Raw genomic sequence first — 15099 nt, forward strand, 5'->3', positions numbered from 1 at the left:
GATTCGGGGCCGCCACAGGGCGCTGCAAAAGGAGGCTGATTAACGGCGCTTGGCCATCTCATTGATGAAGCGATCGAACAGCGGTGCAACGTCGTTCGGGCCAGGGCTTGCTTCAGGGTGACCCTGGAAGCTGAAAGCGCTTTTGTCGGTCAGCTCGATACCTTGCAGGGTGCCGTCGAACAGCGACTTGTGGATGGCGCGCACATTGGCTGGCAAGCTCGCTTCGTCTACCGCAAAACCGTGGTTCTGGCTGGTGATCATTACAACACCGGTGTCCAGATCCTGAACCGGGTGGTTTGCACCGTGATGGCCATGACCCATTTTCACGGTCTTGGCGCCGGAGGCCAGGGCCAGCAGCTGGTGACCCAGGCAGATACCGAAAACCGGAATCTCGGTGGTCAGCACTTGCTTGATTGCTGTGATCGCGTAGTCGCAAGGCTCAGGGTCACCCGGGCCGTTGGATAGGAACACGCCATCCGGGTTGAGTGCCAGAACGTCACTGGCCGGAGTCTGTGCCGGAACCACGGTCACGCGGCAGCCGCGCTCAACCAGCATGCGCAGGATGTTCCACTTTACGCCGTAGTCATAAGCGACCACGTGGTAAGGCAGCTCGCTGGCTTCGATGGTCGGGTGACTGTCGGTAGCCAGGTTCCAGACGCTGGAGCGCCACTCGTAGGCTTTTTCGGTGCTGACGACTTTCGCCAGATCCATGCCCTTCAGGCCCGGGAAGCCGCGGGCCGCTGCGATGGCAGCTTCTTCAGAAATGTTGTCGCCCGCCATGATGCAACCGTTCTGCGCGCCTTTCTCACGCAGGATGCGCGTCAGGCGGCGAGTGTCGATACCGGCGATAGCCACAACATTGTTGGTTTTCAGGTAGTCGGCCAGCGACATGGTGTTGCGCCAGTTGCTTGCAACCAGCGGCAGATCACGAATTACCAGACCTGCGGACCAGACACGATCAGACTCGGCGTCTTCCGGGGTAGTACCGGTGTTGCCAACATGCGGGTAAGTCAGGGTCACGATTTGCTGAGCGTAGGAAGGATCCGTCAGGATCTCCTGGTAGCCAGTCATTGCGGTGTTAAACACCACCTCACCAACGGTTTGACCGTCGGCCCCAATGGCTTCGCCGCGAAAAATGCTGCCATCAGCGAGGGCGAGTATGGCTTGCTTAGTCAAGAAGACCTCCCGTAAATAAAGCCTGAAAGGGCGATCGCAGGTTGTAAAAAAGCGGAGTGACGTATGGACACGTCACCCCGCTTCTTCATCGAATTATCTGCGCGCTTTTAGTGGACACACTAAAGCTGTAGCTTACAGAAAAAGGCTTTTTTGGTCTACCGCTAAAGAGTCTAAAAGACAGGGGAATGCGACAGAACATCGCTTAGCGGTTAAAAATCGGGCTACTGGCGCGCCAACAGCCCGATTTTACAGAGGTTACTCAGCGCAGGTCGAGCACATCCTGCATGTCATACAGGCCAGGCTCGCGCCCTTGCAGCCAGAGAGCAGCACGAACAGCGCCCTTGGCAAAGGTCATGCGGCTGGATGCCTTGTGGGTAATTTCCAGGCGCTCGCCTTCAGTGGCGAACAAGACCGTGTGATCACCCACCACATCACCGCCGCGCACCGTGGCAAAACCGATGGTTTCGCGCTCACGGGCACCGGTATGGCCTTCACGACCATAGACCGCAACCTTTTGCAGGTCACGACCCAGCGCATCAGCAATCACCTCGCCCATGCGCATCGCGGTACCCGAAGGCGCGTCGACTTTGTGCCGATGATGAGCTTCGATGATTTCGATATCGGCATCCTCACCCATCACCCGCGCTGCCATATCCAGCAACTTGAACGACAGGTTGACGCCGACACTGAAGTTGGAAGCAAAGACAATCGCAATATCCAGGCCAGCCTCGACCAGCAACTGCTTCTGCTCGGCATTCAGCCCCGTCGTACCAATGACCATGGCCTTGCCCAATTTGCGACACACCGCCAGGTTGGCGAGCATCACTTCAGGCAAGGTGAAGTCGATCAGCACGTCGAAATCAGCCGCGACCGCTTGCAGGCTTTCGGACAACGGCACGCCGATGCGCCCGATAGAAGCCAGCTCACCGGCATCAGCCCCCACCAGGGAGCTGCCAGGACGCACGATGGCCGCCGTCAGCCCGCACAGCGGCGAACGCTGCTGCACCGCATCGATCAAGGTCTTGCCCATGCGCCCGGCAGCGCCCATCACAGCTATACGTCGCATCTACCGCTCCTTACAGGTCGCCGAAAAAACGCTTTACGCCTTCGAACCAGCCAGTGGCGTTCGGCGAGTGACTGCTGTCACCTTCCAGCGTGGTGCGGAACTCTTCCATCAGCTCACGCTGGCGGCGGCTCAGCTTGACCGGGGTTTCGATCACCACACGGCACATCAAGTCGCCAGCACCGCCACCCCGTACAGGGGCCACACCCTTGCCACGCAAACGGAACTGCTTGCCGCTTTGTGTGCCTTCCGGGATTTTCAGCTTGACCCGACCATCCAGTGTCGGCACTTCAATTTCAGCACCCAGCGCAGCGTCGGCAAAGTTGATTGGCACTTCACAGAACAGATGCTTGCCGTCGCGCTGGAAAATCGCGTGCTCGCGCACATCGATCACCACATACAGGTCACCCGTAGGCCCACCCTGCACGCCCGCCTCGCCTTCGCCCGACAGACGAATGCGGTCACCGGTATCAACACCAGCCGGCACTTTCACAGAAAGGGTTTTGTATTCTTCTACGCGGCCTTCACCACGGCAGCTCTCGCACGGATCAGAAATCACCTTGCCTTGACCGTGGCAGCGCGGGCAAGTCTGCTGAACCGCGAAGAAACCCTGCTGCATGCGCACCTGACCAATACCGCCACAGGTGGTACAGGTCACAGGCGAAGAACCTTTCTTGGCGCCCGAACCGTCACATGGTTTGCAATTGACCAGTGTAGGAACGCGGATATTGACCGTAGTACCGCGTACGGCTTCTTCCAGATCCAGCTCCAGCGTGTAGCGCAAATCGCTACCGCGCTGAGCGCCACCCCGGGAGCCGCCACGACCACCGCCAAAGAAGTCGCTGAACACATCACCGAAAATATCGGAGAAGTTCTGACCGCCGAAACCTGCACCGCCGCCGCCCATTTGTGGATCAACACCGGCATGACCGTATTGATCGTAAGCAGCACGTTTGCTGGAGTCCGACAGAACCTCGTAAGCCTCGTTGGCCTCTTTGAACAATTCTTCCGAAGCCTTGTCATCCGGATTACGGTCCGGGTGATGCTTCATCGCCAGGCGACGATAAGCCTTTTTCAGCTCTATCTCGGTCGAGGTGCGTTCAACACCCAAAATTTCGTAATAGTCGCGCTTTGCCATAATTCTTTGCACTCTCAAGGACGTTCGACAAAACCCTCCCGAGCCTCGCCAAACCCGCCAAGCCCGAAAAGGATCAGACCCGACTCACGTCTTTTCAACGATATAGGTTTGTGTTTAACAGCCAATGCATTGGCCGCCAGGAGCGGTTACTTCAGGCCGGAAAACAGAAAAGATCCAGACCAAACCGCCAGCATTCGACTTTGTCGCATGCTGTAAAAATTTCGGTACTCCAGACACGCCAACGCGGGAGCAAGCTCCCGCGCGGCGACATCCTACCAGTCACCGCGCAAGCGCGGTCAACCGGGCGACAAACAAGCTGATTACTTGTTGTCTTTTACTTCTTCGAACTCAGCGTCGACAACGTCGTCCGCTTTTTCAGCCGAATCAGCTGGCTTGGCCGCTGCGTCTGCCGGGTTCGCCTGCTCGGCGTACATTTTCTGTGCAACCGGAGCCGATACCTTGGACAGCTCTTCAACCTTGGCTTCGATAGCCGCCTTGTCGTCGCCTTTAACAGCGGTTTCAAGTGCAACTACAGCAGCTTCGATTGCAGCTTTCTCTTCCTCGGTCACTTTATCGCCAGCATCGACGATCATTTTGCGAGTCGAGTGAACCAGTGCATCGCCCTGGTTACGTGCAGCTGCCAGCTCTTCGAACTTGCGGTCTTCCTCAGCGTTGATCTCGGCATCGCGAACCATCTGAGCGATTTCTTCCTCGGACAGACCCGAGTTAGCCTTGATCACGATCGACTGAGACTTGCCAGTCGCCTTGTCTTTTGCACTTACGTGCAGGATGCCGTTGGCATCGATGTCGAAGGTCACTTCGATCTGAGGCACGCCACGTGGAGCAGGTGGAATGTCAGCCAGGTCGAACTTGCCCAACGACTTGTTCTGTGCAGCTTGCTTACGCTCGCCTTGCAGCACGTGAATGGTCACAGCGCCCTGGTTATCGTCTGCAGTCGAGAACACTTGCGATTTCTTGGTAGGAATCGTGGTGTTTTTCTCGATCAGGGCAGTCATTACGCCACCCATGGTTTCGATACCCAGAGTCAGCGGGCTCACGTCCAGCAACAGAACGTCTTTAACATCACCGGCCAATACCGCGCCCTGGATAGCAGCACCCATTGCAACAGCTTCGTCCGGGTTCACGTCTTTACGTGCTTCCTTGCCGAAGAACTCGGTTACCAGCTTCTGTACCAGCGGCATACGAGTCTGGCCACCGACCAGGATCACGTCGTTGATTGCGCCAACGTCGATACCGGCGTCTTTCAGCGCGATGCGGCAAGGCTCGATGGTGCGTTGAACCAAGTCTTCAACCAGCGATTCCAGCTTGGCGCGCGAAATTTTCACGTTCAAGTGTTTAGGACCGGTGGCATCTGCAGTGATGTAAGGCAGATTCACGTCAGTCGACTGGCTCGAAGACAGTTCGATCTTGGCTTTTTCCGCAGCTTCTTTCAGACGCTGCATCGCCAGCGGGTCACCTTTGAGGTTCATGCCGCTTTCTTTCTTGAACTCGTCAACCAGGTAGTCGATCAGACGGATGTCAAAGTCTTCACCACCCAGGAACGTGTCACCGTTGGTTGCCAGCACTTCAAACTGGTGCTCGCCATCCACTTCGGCAATTTCAATGACCGACACGTCGAAAGTACCGCCACCCAGGTCATAAACGATGACAGTGTGGTCGCCTTTCGCTTTATCCATACCGTAAGCCAGAGCAGCTGCGGTTGGTTCGTTGATGATGCGTTTTACGTCCAGACCCGCGATACGGCCGGCGTCTTTGGTCGCCTGACGCTGGCTGTCGTTGAAGTAGGCCGGAACGGTGATTACCGCTTCAGTCACTGGCTCGCCGAGGTAGTCTTCGGCGGTTTTCTTCATTTTCTTCAGAATTTCAGCCGAGATTTGTGGCGGAGCCATTTTCTGGCCGTTCACTTCAACCCAGGCGTCGCCGTTGTCAGCCTTGGCGATCTTGTACGGAACCATCTGAATGTCTTTCTGTACAACTTCTTCGTCAAAACGACGACCGATCAGACGCTTCACCGCGTACAGTGTGTTATGCGGATTGGTCACTGCCTGACGCTTGGCCGACTGGCCAACCAGAATTTCGCCATCATTGGCGTACGCAACGATCGACGGCGTAGTACGCGCGCCTTCTGCGTTTTCGATAACTTTTGCTTTACCGTTTTCCAGAACCGACACACACGAGTTGGTGGTCCCGAGGTCAATACCGATAATTCTGCCCATGTTTACTCTCCCTAAATTTGAATTTTGTTGCCGCAGCAGTAATGACCAACTGCGGCACTGCTTAACGCTTGACTTCTAAATGGGGGCCTTGTGGCCGATTTCAAGCCTGCTCGTCAATCGATGGCGAAACCGGCGCTGGCGCCTTGCTGACTACGACCATAGCCGGGCGCAGCAAGCGACCATTGAGCTGATAACCTTTTTGAAACACCTTGAGCACACTGTTTGGCTCCAGGTCTGCGCTTTCCTGCATTGCCATCGCCTGATGATGCTCGGCATTGAAGGGTTCGCCGTGCGGGTCGATGGCTTCCAGCTGATAGCGCTTCAGGGTGTCCTGGAACATTTTCAGGGTCAGCTCGATCCCTTCACGCATCGGACGGATGTTTTCATCGTCCGGGCTGGACAGCTCAAGACCGCGCTCCAGGCTGTCGATCACCGGCAACAGGTCGCCAGCGAATTTTTCCAGTGCAAACTTGTGAGCCTTCTCAACGTCCTGCTCGGCGCGGCGGCGAACGTTCTGCAGATCGGCAGCTACGCGCAGAGCCTGATCGTTAGCGGCTGCCAGCTGCTCTTCAAGCACCTGCACGCGGGTTGCCAGATCTTCGCCAGCTACTTCGGCTTCCTGGTTCTGCGTATCCATAGTCTGTTCGTCTGCCATAGATTTCTCCTTTCAAACTTCGTCCGCGAGCTCGACTCGCGCTTGTGCCAAGGTATATGGGGTCGCAATTCTCAGGTTCAAGAGCCAAAAACCCATAAAAGGCATGTTTGGCGAACCACCCTCCCACTGCCGAAAAAACCAAACGAGCTAAGAACCCGAATAAAACAAGCAAATCGAACTAAACACAGCCATTGTCAGCACGAAACAAAACACTGTATAAATAACCAGACATTACGTTTTGGAGCAGCTCCCATGCTGGTGCACCTGTCCGTACACAACTACGCCATCGTTGAACATCTCGATCTGGAACTGGATCGCGGGATGAGTGTAATCACTGGCGAGACCGGTGCCGGCAAATCGATCATGCTCGATGCATTGGGCCTCACCCTGGGCGACCGCGCCGACAGCGGCGTCGTGCGCCCCGGGGCCGACAAGGCCGATATCCTGGCCACGTTCGACCTGCAGGATATCCCCGAAGCCCGTGCCTGGCTGGCCGAGCGCGACCTTGAAGGCGACGGCCCGTGCATCCTGCGCCGGGTCATCACCGCCGAAGGCCGCTCGCGCAGCTATATCAACGGCACGCCCTGCCCCCAGGGCGACCTCAAGGTCCTGGGCGAGCTGCTGATCGATATCCACAGCCAGCACGAACACCAGTCGCTGCTCAAGCCCGATACCCATCGTCGCCTGCTCGACGAGTTCGCCGGTGCCACCGACCTGGCCCGCCAGGTACAACTGGCGGCACAACGCTGGCGCCAGACCAAACAAGAGCTTGAGCACCTGTCCAACTCCGGCGACGAGCAGCGCGCGCGCCATCAGTTGCTCAGCTATCAGCTTGAAGAGCTGGAGACACTCTCGCTGGGAGAAAACGAACTGGAAGAGCTGGAGCAGGAACATAAAAACCTGACCAACGCCGAAACCCTGCTGACCATCTGCCGCCAGGTAGTCGAGCAATGCAGCGAAAGCGATTCCGGCAACGTGCTCAATGCATTGACGGCCAGCCTCAATCGGCTTTCGAGCATCAACAGCAACTCCGGCTCACTGGGCGAAGCCACCGACCTGCTGGCCAGCGCACAGATTCAGGTCGAAGAGGCCGTAGGTGAGCTCAACCGCTTTATTGATCACTTCGATGCCGACCCGGGCCGCCTGCAGTATCTCGAGGAGCGCCTCGACACCATTTATACCCTGGCACGCAAACATCGGGTTCAACCCACCGAAGTGGCCGCCTTGCAGCAAAAATTGCTGGATGAGCTCGAAACACTCAACGCCAATGATGAAAATATCGAGCGTCTGGCCAATGAGCTGACCTCCTATGCCCGCCACTATCAAGAGTGCGCCCGCGAACTCAGCAACCTGCGCAACCTGGCCGCGACACGCCTGAGCAGTGCCGTCGAAGAAGAGATCCAGCGCCTGGGCATGCCTGGCGGCCGCTTTGTGATCGAACTGCGCCCGCAAGCCAGCAGCGACCCGGCGCCCTTCGGCCTCGAACACGTTGAACTGCTGGTGAGCGCCAACCCCGGCCAACCGCTCAAAGCCCTGGCCAAAGTGGCCTCGGGCGGCGAACTGTCGCGTATCAGCCTGGCCATTCAGGTCATTACTGCACAAACGTCCCGCGTACCGACCCTGGTATTCGACGAAGTGGATGTGGGCATTGGCGGCCCCACTGCCGAGATCGTCGGGCAACTGCTGCGCCGCCTGGGCGAACGCGGCCAGGTGCTGACGGTCACTCACTTGCCGCAAGTGGCAGCGCAATGCCATCAACATCTGTTTGTCCATAAGGTTCGCGAGAGCGATACCACCCGCACGGCCGTGGCCAAACTGAGCAAAAAAGAGCGCGTAGAAGAAGTCGCCCGCATGCTTGGCGGTATCGACCTGACCAAGGAATCCCTGGCCCACGCCAAAAAAATGGTGATCACTGCAAAAAATCTTGCAGCTTAACGACGAACGGTCATGAAATAACCGATATCAGAAAGCACGAAGGCGGCCCTTGGGCCGCCTTCGATCGTTTCGCGAACCGTAATTCGCGTGACATGCTCTTACTTGGCCTTCTTGCGCACGTACAGCACCAAGTTGTGATCCACCAACTCAACACCGTGCTTGGCTGCAATGGCGTGCTGCAGTTTTTCGATGTCTTCGTCGAAAAACTCGATCACTTCACCGCTGTCCACGTTGACCATATGGTCGTGGTGGCCGCCGTCAGCATCAGCCAATTCAAAGACAGCATGACCGCCATCAAAATTATGGCGAATCACCAGCCCAGCTGACTCAAACTGGGTCAGAACACGGTAAACCGTGGCCAGACCTACGTCCTCGCCTGCTTGCATAAGTGCCTTGTAAACATCCTCGGCGCTCATGTGACGCTGCTCTGCAGAGTCAAGCATCTGTAGAATTTTGACTCGTGGCAGAGTCACCTTAAGTCCGGCCTTACGTAGTTCGCTATTTTCAACCATGGTTAGCTTTCTCGCGGAAGCCGCTTCGCAGCTTCTCTTAATACGGGTATGATCGGCGTTTACGTTGTCCCAGCCAAGATAGTGGAAGTCGCCCACCGATGCAAAACACCAAGCTCTTGCTAACCAGTTTCACCTTTGTGGGACTGCTCGCACTCGCCGGTTGTTCATTCCCCGGGGTTTACAAAATCGACATCCAACAGGGCAATGTCGTCACGCAGGACATGATAAACCAGTTACGCCCGGGAATGACCCGCCGGCAAGTGCGGTTTATCATGGGTAATGCCCTGCTGACCGATACATTCCACCCTGATCGCTGGGATTATCTGTATAGCCTGCAGCCCGGCGGCGGAGAACGCCAACAGGAACGCATCAGTGTGTTCTTCAACCAGAACGACCAGCTCGTGAGCCTGTCAGGTGACTTCAAGCCTGGCGTCAGCCGCGACGAAGCCATTCTCGGCAAAACCGGCGGCACAGACGTGACCGAACCGGCTGCTCAAGCTCCAGCCGAGAAGAGCGAAGTTCCAGCCAAGCCTGGTTCATTGCTTGATCAGATCCAGAAGGACGTAGACGGTGTTGAAACCGTACCGGTTCCTACGCCAGAACCTCTGGATACCACCGAGCAATAAGCGCCCGGTACAAAAAAGCCCGGCATGCCGGGCTTTTTGTTGCCTGCAAGAAAGCTGTCAGGGCTGACTGAGGCGCTTGGCCTCGGCAGCCTTGGCCGCACGCTGACGGCGAATCTCCTTGGGGTCGGCCAGCAGCGCTCGATACATCTCGATACGATCCCCTGCCTGCAGCACCCGGGTATCAGGATCAGCCACCTGCTTGCCGAAAATCCCCACCGGGCAATTAGCCAGGTCAACCTCGGGAAACTCGCGCCCCATGCCCGACACCAATACCGCTGCCCGCAGCGTCGTGCCTTGCGGCACAACCACGGTCAGCAGGCACTGGCGATCGACCGCGGCATAAACCATCTCAACTTCAATCACCGGCTCAGCCATACAACTGCTTGGCGCGCTGGCAAAAAGCATCCACCAGCGTATTGGCCGCCTGATTGAACAAAGGCCCCAGGGTGGCCTTGACGATGGCCCCGGCGTAATCAAAGGTCATGTCCAGGCTGATTTTGCACGCTTTGTCACCCAAAGGTTTGAACACCCACAGGCCGTGCAGCTTGGTAAAAGGACCTTCTTCCAGGTTCATCTCGATGGACTGCCCGGGCACCAGGGTATTGCGGGTGACAAAGTGCTGGCTCAGGCCACCCTTGGCCACCCCCAGGCTGGCGCGCATCAGCACTTCAGTGCTTTCCAGGATTTCGGCAGACGAGCACCACGGCAAAAACTGCGGGTAGCTCGCAACATCATTCACCAGGTCATACAGCGCCTGGGCTGGATAAGGCAACAAGGCAGAGCGTTGGATATGGGTAGTCATGTCAGCGTTACTTCCACAGCTGGGCGGCAAACACAATCAGAATGCCGAGTGGCGCCACATAGCGCATCAAAAAAAGAGTCAGGGCGAACATCACCGGGCTGCGCATCGACAATTCGTCACGAACCGCGCCGCGCCCCATGATCCAGCCTGCAAAGACCACAAAACACAGGCCGCCCAAGGGCAACATGATACGCGAGGTGAAGAAATCGACGACACCAAAGAAGTCCAGACCGCTGGCCGCGCCCCATTGATAGAGATGAAAACCGGAATCTTCGTTCACGAAAAACTTCGCCTGTTTCCAGATATTGAACGAAAACACCGTGCCCAGGCCAACAAACCAGCAACTGAAAGCCAGCCAGAAAGTGACCCACAAGCGCCGCACCCTGGTGCGCTCCACCAGGTACGCCACCATTGGCTCAAGCAACGAAATGGCCGAACTCCAGGCAGCGACTGCCACCAGCACAAAAAACACCACGCCCATCAACTGACCAAAGGCCACGTTACCGAAGGCAAACGGCAAGGTCACGAACATCAGGCCCGGGCCTTCGCCAGGGTTGAGCCCCGACGCAAATACAATTGGAAACAATGCCAGCCCGGCGAGCAATGAGACAAAAGTGTCTATCAGCGCCACCCCGACTACGGTGCCCGAGATCGATGCATTCTTGGGCATGTATGCGCCATAAATCATGATCGACCCCACACCCACGCTCAGGGAAAAGAACGCATGCCCCATCGCGGCCAGCAACCCGTCGAGTACGCGATCGGGGTTGAAGTCGAACATGAAATGTACGCCCTGCATAAAGTGCCCGGTGGTCATGCTGTAACCCAGCAGTACCAGCAGCAGCACAAACAGCAGCGGCATCATGATCCGCAAACTGCGCTCAAGCCCCGCCACCACCCCCTTGGCGATCACATACGCAGACAGCAACATAAACCCGGTATGCCAAAAAGTGAGGCGCCAGGGATTGGAAATCACATCACCAAAGTACTGGCCGACCTGATCGGCCGTCGCCCCCTGAAAATCGCCCTTGCCCATATTGATGATGTAATCCAGCGACCAGCCGCCCACCACACTATAGAAAGACAAAATCAGCAGCGCAGTGATCATCCCGGCAAAAGCCCCCCACGACCAACGCCCCGAGTGCCCCGCCTCGACCGCCAACACCTTCAAGGCATTCGCCGGACTCAGCCGGGCACGCCGCCCGATCAGGGTTTCAGCCAGCATCACCGGCACACCGATCAGCGCGATACAGGCCAAAAACACCAACACAAACGCGCCGCCGCCATAGACGCCAACCATGTAAGGGAATTTCCAGATACTGCCCAAACCCACGGCAGAACCGGTCGCAGCGAAAATAAAGACCCAACGGCTTGCCCAACTGCCGTGGACAGAAACCTTGTCTGTCGACATCGTTACTACGCCCAACCACTAAAAAAAGAGGGCGCATTGTCCGGGAATCACCCTACGTGCTCAAGCACGCAGGTGCCCGTAGCCGACACGCTCGCAACTGCCTATAATGCTGCCCCTATGGCTAAACAGAAGAAACACCCAACAGGGACCATCGCGCAGAATAAAAAAGCGCGACACGATTACTTCATCGAACATCGGTTCGAGGCTGGTCTGGTCCTGGCCGGCTGGGAAGTAAAAAGTCTGCGTGCAGGCAAGGCACAGCTGGTCGACAGCTACGTGCTACTCAAGGATGGTGAAGCATGGTTGCTCGGCAGCCATATCGCGCCTCTGACGACAGCCAGCACGCACGTTATTGCCGACCCAACGCGCAGCCGCAAACTGCTGCTTAACCAGCGCGAGCTGGAAAAGCTGTTTGCCTCGGTGCAGCAGAAGGGTTACGCCTGCGTCTGCCTCTCGCTTTACTGGAGCAAGCACTTGATCAAGTGCGAAATTGCCCTGGGTAAAGGCAAGAAGGAATACGACAAGCGTCATACCGAGCGTGAGCGCGATTCCGATCGCGAGCTGCAACGTGCGGTGCGCAACAAGGGCAAGGAAGACTAGTTCTTCAGCCCTTGTACTCGTAGGAGCAACTGCCTTGATGCTGCCTCAGCTCTTGTGGGAGCGGGCTTGCTCGCGATGGAATCGACTTGGTATACCTGATATACCGAGTTGCATGAATCGCGAGCAAGCCCGCTCCCACAGGGTTTGCATCAACAATTACAAGCCATTGCGCCGCTCGGCCCGCGCCATGCGCTGAACTTCCTGACGCACTTCTTCCAGCACTTCCTGCACATACACCAGGTGACGGCTCGCCACTTCCCGGGCGTCTTCCGCCCTGCCCTCGATAATCGCCAGATACAACTCGCGATGCTGACTGATCAGCATGTCGCGCGTTTCACTGCGCTGCTTGTACATGCCACCAATATTGGTCACCACGTTGCGCTTGAGCAGGTCGAATAACCCGCGAATCGTATGCAGCAACACCGCGTTATGGCTCGCTTCGGCAATGGCCAGGTGGAAGTTGGCATCGGCCTCCCCCTCTTCTGCGCGACTGACTTCATCCACCCGTGCATAACAGTCCTGCAACCGTTCAAAAGCCAGCCGCAGCCGCTCACGGTCCATCTCGGTGGCACGCGATGCCGCGTAAAAAGCGCACGAAGCCTCAAGCGTGTGACGGAACTCAAGCAGATCGCGCTGCGCTTCAGGGTTGCTTTCCAACAGTTGCAACAAAGGATCACTAAAGGTCGAGCCCAGGGATGTTGCCACATAATTGCCGCCACCCTGGCGACTGACCAGCAGCCCCTTGGCCGACAATTTCTGGATCGCCTCCCGCAACGAAGGGCGCGACACCCCAAACTGCTCCGCCAGCGCACGTTCGGCAGGCAAGCGCTCACCTGACTTCAACGTGCCCTCGAGGATCATGCCCTCGAGCTGCTCGACAATATCGTCCGACAAACGGCGCTGCCGGATCTGATCAAACCCCATAACTGCTCTCCACCCTCCCGACCACGCGCCGGGGGCCGCTATTCTCGCCGATTGGCGCCACGCATACACCCATCAGAAACACCGCTAAAAACCCCATCAGATGCCCGGACAACGAACACCCCGACGAAAGTTTGTGAGGCGGCAAATTGACACATGCCTCATAAGGCTTTTAACCTAGCCAACAGTGATTGTAAATTGGTAATACCAATATACCAAACACAGTCTGCAGCATCGACCAATAACAATTAGGGGCCACCCCATATGCAAACCTGGCAACAGCTCTACAGCCCGCTCGGCAGCCTCGGCCTGTCCGCTCTCGCGGCCGTCGTCCCGATCGTATTCTTCTTCCTCGCCTTGGCCGTGTTCCGTCTCAAAGGTCACGTCGCCGGCAGCATCACCCTTGCCCTGTCGATTCTGGTGGCCATCTTTGCCTTCCAGATGCCTGTCGATATGGCCTTCGCAGCAGCGGGCTACGGATTTGCCTATGGCCTGTGGCCAATTGCCTGGATCATCGTTGCCGCGGTGTTCCTCTACAAACTGACCGTCAAAAGCGGCCAGTTCGAAATCATCCGCAGCTCCGTGCTGTCGATCACCGACGACCAGCGCCTGCAAGTACTGCTGATTGGCTTCTGCTTCGGTGCTTTCCTTGAGGGTGCAGCCGGTTTCGGTGCGCCGGTAGCGATTACAGCAGCACTGCTTGTAGGCCTGGGTTTTAACCCGCTGTACGCCGCTGGCCTGTGCCTGATCGCCAACACGGCCCCGGTCGCGTTTGGCGCCCTGGGCATCCCGATCATCGTGGCGGGTCAGGTCACCGGAATCGACGCGTTCAAGATCGGCGCCATGGCCGGTCGCCAGCTACCACTGCTGTCGCTGTTCGTGCCGTTCTGGCTGGTATTCATGATGGACGGCCTGCGCGGCGTGCGTGAAACCTGGCCCGCAGCCCTGGTGGCCGGTTTGAGCTTCGCCATCACCCAGTACTACACCTCCAACTACATTGGCCCGGAACTGCCGGACATCACCTCGGCCTTGGCCAGCCTGGTCAGCCTGACCCTGTTTCTGAAAGTCTGGCAGCCAAAACGTAGCGCAGGTGCACGAATTGCTGGCGTTAGCTCTGACGTAATTGTTACCGCGAGCGCAGGTGGTTTCGGTAAACCGACCAATCTGATGGCTTCGCCTTACAGCCTGATGCAGATTCTGAAAGCCTGGTCACCGTTCCTGATCCTTACCGTGCTGGTCACCATCTGGACCCTCAAACCGTTCAAGGCGATGTTCTCTGCCGGTGGCTCGATGTACGGCTGGGTGTTCAACTTCGCGATCCCGCACCTTGATCAACTGGTGATCAAGACCGCCCCTATCGTCAACGCGCCGACCGCGATTGCCGCCGTGTTCAAACTTGATCCGATTTCGGCCACCGGCACGGCGATTTTCTTCTCGGCACTGATCTCGATGCTGATCCTGAAGATCGACATCAAGACTGGTCTGACCACTTTAAAAGAAACCTTCTACGAACTGCGCTGGCCGATTCTTTCCATCGGTATGGTGCTGGCCTTTGCCTTTGTCACCAACTACTCGGGCATGTCCTCGACCATGGCCCTGGTACTGGCAGGTACTGGCGCCGCGTTCCCGTTCTTCTCGCCGTTCCTCGGTTGGCTGGGCGTGTTCCTGACCGGTTCCGACACCTCGTCCAACGCCCTGTTCAGCTCGTTGCAGGCCACCACCGCGCACCAGATCGGCGTGAGCGACACCCTGATGGTGGCTGCCAATACCAGTGGCGGCGTGACCGGCAAGATGATTTCCCCGCAATCGATCGCTGTCGCCTGTGCGGCGACCGGCCTGGTGGGCAAAGAATCGGACCTGTTCCGCTTCACCCTCAAGCACAGTCTGTTTTTCGCCACCATCGTCGGCCTGATCACCCTGGCCCAGGCCTACTGGTTCACCGGCATGCTGGTTCACTGATAAGCGCTATGGTTACTGCACGTTAATGTCGCCGGGGCACAGCCCCGGCGTCAGTAATTCACGA

The 15099-nt window shown here is 57.3% G+C and carries 14 protein-coding genes; 4 read left to right on the top strand and 10 right to left on the bottom strand.

The window, feature by feature from the left end; all coding sequences use genetic code 11:
- Nucleotides 1-39 precede the first annotated feature (39 nt).
- The 5 genes from carA to grpE all read right to left on the bottom strand — a co-directional run bounded on the left by carA (nt 40) and on the right by grpE (nt 6269).
- Nucleotides 40-1176, bottom strand: coding sequence for a glutamine-hydrolyzing carbamoyl-phosphate synthase small subunit (gene carA / locus FHL07_RS19370; RefSeq protein ID WP_016783446.1), 1137 nt, complete (start codon nt 1174-1176; stop codon nt 40-42).
- Between the two features lie 259 nt (nt 1177-1435).
- Complete coding sequence (dapB, locus tag FHL07_RS19375) at nt 1436-2242, bottom strand: 4-hydroxy-tetrahydrodipicolinate reductase (RefSeq protein ID WP_138738794.1); 807 nt, start codon at nt 2240-2242, stop codon at nt 1436-1438.
- Nucleotides 2243-2252: 10 nt separating this feature from the next.
- Nucleotides 2253-3377, bottom strand: a complete 1125-nt coding sequence (dnaJ, locus tag FHL07_RS19380) for a molecular chaperone DnaJ (protein ID WP_095002547.1) — start codon at nt 3375-3377, stop codon at nt 2253-2255.
- 320 nt (nt 3378-3697) lie between these two features.
- Nucleotides 3698-5614: a molecular chaperone DnaK gene (dnaK, locus tag FHL07_RS19385; protein WP_095002546.1), complete on the bottom strand. Its 1917-nt coding sequence runs from the start codon at nt 5612-5614 to the stop codon at nt 3698-3700.
- Between the two features lie 100 nt (nt 5615-5714).
- Nucleotides 5715-6269: a nucleotide exchange factor GrpE gene (gene grpE / locus FHL07_RS19390; protein ID WP_095002545.1), complete on the bottom strand. Its 555-nt coding sequence runs from the start codon at nt 6267-6269 to the stop codon at nt 5715-5717.
- 252 nt (nt 6270-6521) lie between these two features.
- Between grpE and recN the strand changes: the two genes are divergently transcribed.
- Nucleotides 6522-8204, top strand: coding sequence for a DNA repair protein RecN (recN, locus tag FHL07_RS19395; protein ID WP_095002544.1), 1683 nt, complete (start codon nt 6522-6524; stop codon nt 8202-8204).
- Between the two features lie 98 nt (nt 8205-8302).
- Here the strand turns inward: recN and fur are convergent, their stop codons facing one another.
- Entirely contained in the window at nt 8303-8716 is a 414-nt protein-coding gene (gene fur / locus FHL07_RS19400; RefSeq protein ID WP_029611724.1) for a ferric iron uptake transcriptional regulator, read from the bottom strand.
- Between the two features lie 98 nt (nt 8717-8814).
- On the opposite strand from fur, the gene FHL07_RS19405 reads away from it, so the two are divergent.
- Nucleotides 8815-9342 (top strand): outer membrane protein assembly factor BamE, encoded by a 528-nt coding sequence (locus FHL07_RS19405; RefSeq protein WP_095020681.1) that lies wholly within the window; start codon nt 8815-8817, stop codon nt 9340-9342.
- Between the two features lie 57 nt (nt 9343-9399).
- Here the strand turns inward: FHL07_RS19405 and FHL07_RS19410 are convergent, their stop codons facing one another.
- Genes FHL07_RS19410 through FHL07_RS19420 form a run of 3 tightly spaced genes read right to left on the bottom strand, consistent with a single transcriptional unit; the run spans nt 9400 to nt 11555 of the window.
- Complete coding sequence (locus FHL07_RS19410) at nt 9400-9717, bottom strand: RnfH family protein (RefSeq protein WP_138738795.1); 318 nt, start codon at nt 9715-9717, stop codon at nt 9400-9402.
- Nucleotides 9710-10144, bottom strand: coding sequence for a type II toxin-antitoxin system RatA family toxin (locus FHL07_RS19415; protein ID WP_095002542.1), 435 nt, complete (start codon nt 10142-10144; stop codon nt 9710-9712). Before FHL07_RS19415 ends, FHL07_RS19410 begins: the two co-directional genes overlap by 8 nt.
- 7 nt (nt 10145-10151) lie before the next feature.
- Entirely contained in the window at nt 10152-11555 is a 1404-nt protein-coding gene (locus FHL07_RS19420; RefSeq protein ID WP_095002541.1) for a sodium-dependent transporter, read from the bottom strand.
- A gap of 117 nt (nt 11556-11672) precedes the next feature.
- Here FHL07_RS19420 and smpB point away from each other — a divergent pair, with 117 nt between their 5' ends.
- Nucleotides 11673-12155, top strand: a complete 483-nt coding sequence (smpB, locus tag FHL07_RS19425; RefSeq protein WP_048383611.1) for an SsrA-binding protein SmpB — start codon at nt 11673-11675, stop codon at nt 12153-12155.
- Between the two features lie 156 nt (nt 12156-12311).
- On the opposite strand, the gene FHL07_RS19430 is transcribed toward smpB, so the two are convergent.
- The gene (locus FHL07_RS19430; RefSeq protein ID WP_016783458.1) at nt 12312-13079 is read right to left on the bottom strand and encodes a GntR family transcriptional regulator; all 768 of its coding nucleotides are present in this window, start codon (nt 13077-13079) and stop codon (nt 12312-12314) included.
- A 261-nt stretch (nt 13080-13340) separates the two neighbouring features.
- Between FHL07_RS19430 and FHL07_RS19435 the strand changes: the two genes are divergently transcribed.
- The gene (locus FHL07_RS19435; RefSeq protein WP_095020679.1) at nt 13341-15035 is read left to right on the top strand and encodes a lactate permease LctP family transporter; all 1695 of its coding nucleotides are present in this window, start codon (nt 13341-13343) and stop codon (nt 15033-15035) included.
- Nucleotides 15036-15099: the final 64 nt, after the last annotated feature.

The organism is Pseudomonas sp. FSL W7-0098, assembly GCF_005930585.1.
In the GTDB taxonomy this organism is placed as follows: domain Bacteria; phylum Pseudomonadota; class Gammaproteobacteria; order Pseudomonadales; family Pseudomonadaceae; genus Aquipseudomonas; species Aquipseudomonas bubulae.

Bases quoted from the DNA above. Each gene is read 5' to 3' on its own strand.
- dapB (WP_138738794.1), bottom strand. From the start codon at position 2,242: ATGCGACGTATAGCTGTGATGGGCGCTGCCGGGCGCATGGGCAAGACC.
- dnaJ (WP_095002547.1), bottom strand. From the start codon at position 3,377: ATGGCAAAGCGCGACTATTACGAAATTTTGGGTGTTGAACGCACCTCG.
- dnaK (WP_095002546.1), bottom strand. From the start codon at position 5,614: ATGGGCAGAATTATCGGTATTGACCTCGGGACCACCAACTCGTGTGTG.
- grpE (WP_095002545.1), bottom strand. From the start codon at position 6,269: ATGGCAGACGAACAGACTATGGATACGCAGAACCAGGAAGCCGAAGTA.
- recN (WP_095002544.1), top strand. From the start codon at position 6,522: ATGCTGGTGCACCTGTCCGTACACAACTACGCCATCGTTGAACATCTC.
- fur (WP_029611724.1), bottom strand. From the start codon at position 8,716: ATGGTTGAAAATAGCGAACTACGTAAGGCCGGACTTAAGGTGACTCTG.
- FHL07_RS19405 (WP_095020681.1), top strand. From the start codon at position 8,815: ATGCAAAACACCAAGCTCTTGCTAACCAGTTTCACCTTTGTGGGACTG.
- FHL07_RS19410 (WP_138738795.1), bottom strand. From the start codon at position 9,717: ATGGCTGAGCCGGTGATTGAAGTTGAGATGGTTTATGCCGCGGTCGAT.
- FHL07_RS19415 (WP_095002542.1), bottom strand. From the start codon at position 10,144: ATGACTACCCATATCCAACGCTCTGCCTTGTTGCCTTATCCAGCCCAG.
- FHL07_RS19420 (WP_095002541.1), bottom strand. From the start codon at position 11,555: ATGTCGACAGACAAGGTTTCTGTCCACGGCAGTTGGGCAAGCCGTTGG.
- smpB (WP_048383611.1), top strand. From the start codon at position 11,673: ATGGCTAAACAGAAGAAACACCCAACAGGGACCATCGCGCAGAATAAA.
- FHL07_RS19430 (WP_016783458.1), bottom strand. From the start codon at position 13,079: ATGGGGTTTGATCAGATCCGGCAGCGCCGTTTGTCGGACGATATTGTC.
- FHL07_RS19435 (WP_095020679.1), top strand. From the start codon at position 13,341: ATGCAAACCTGGCAACAGCTCTACAGCCCGCTCGGCAGCCTCGGCCTG.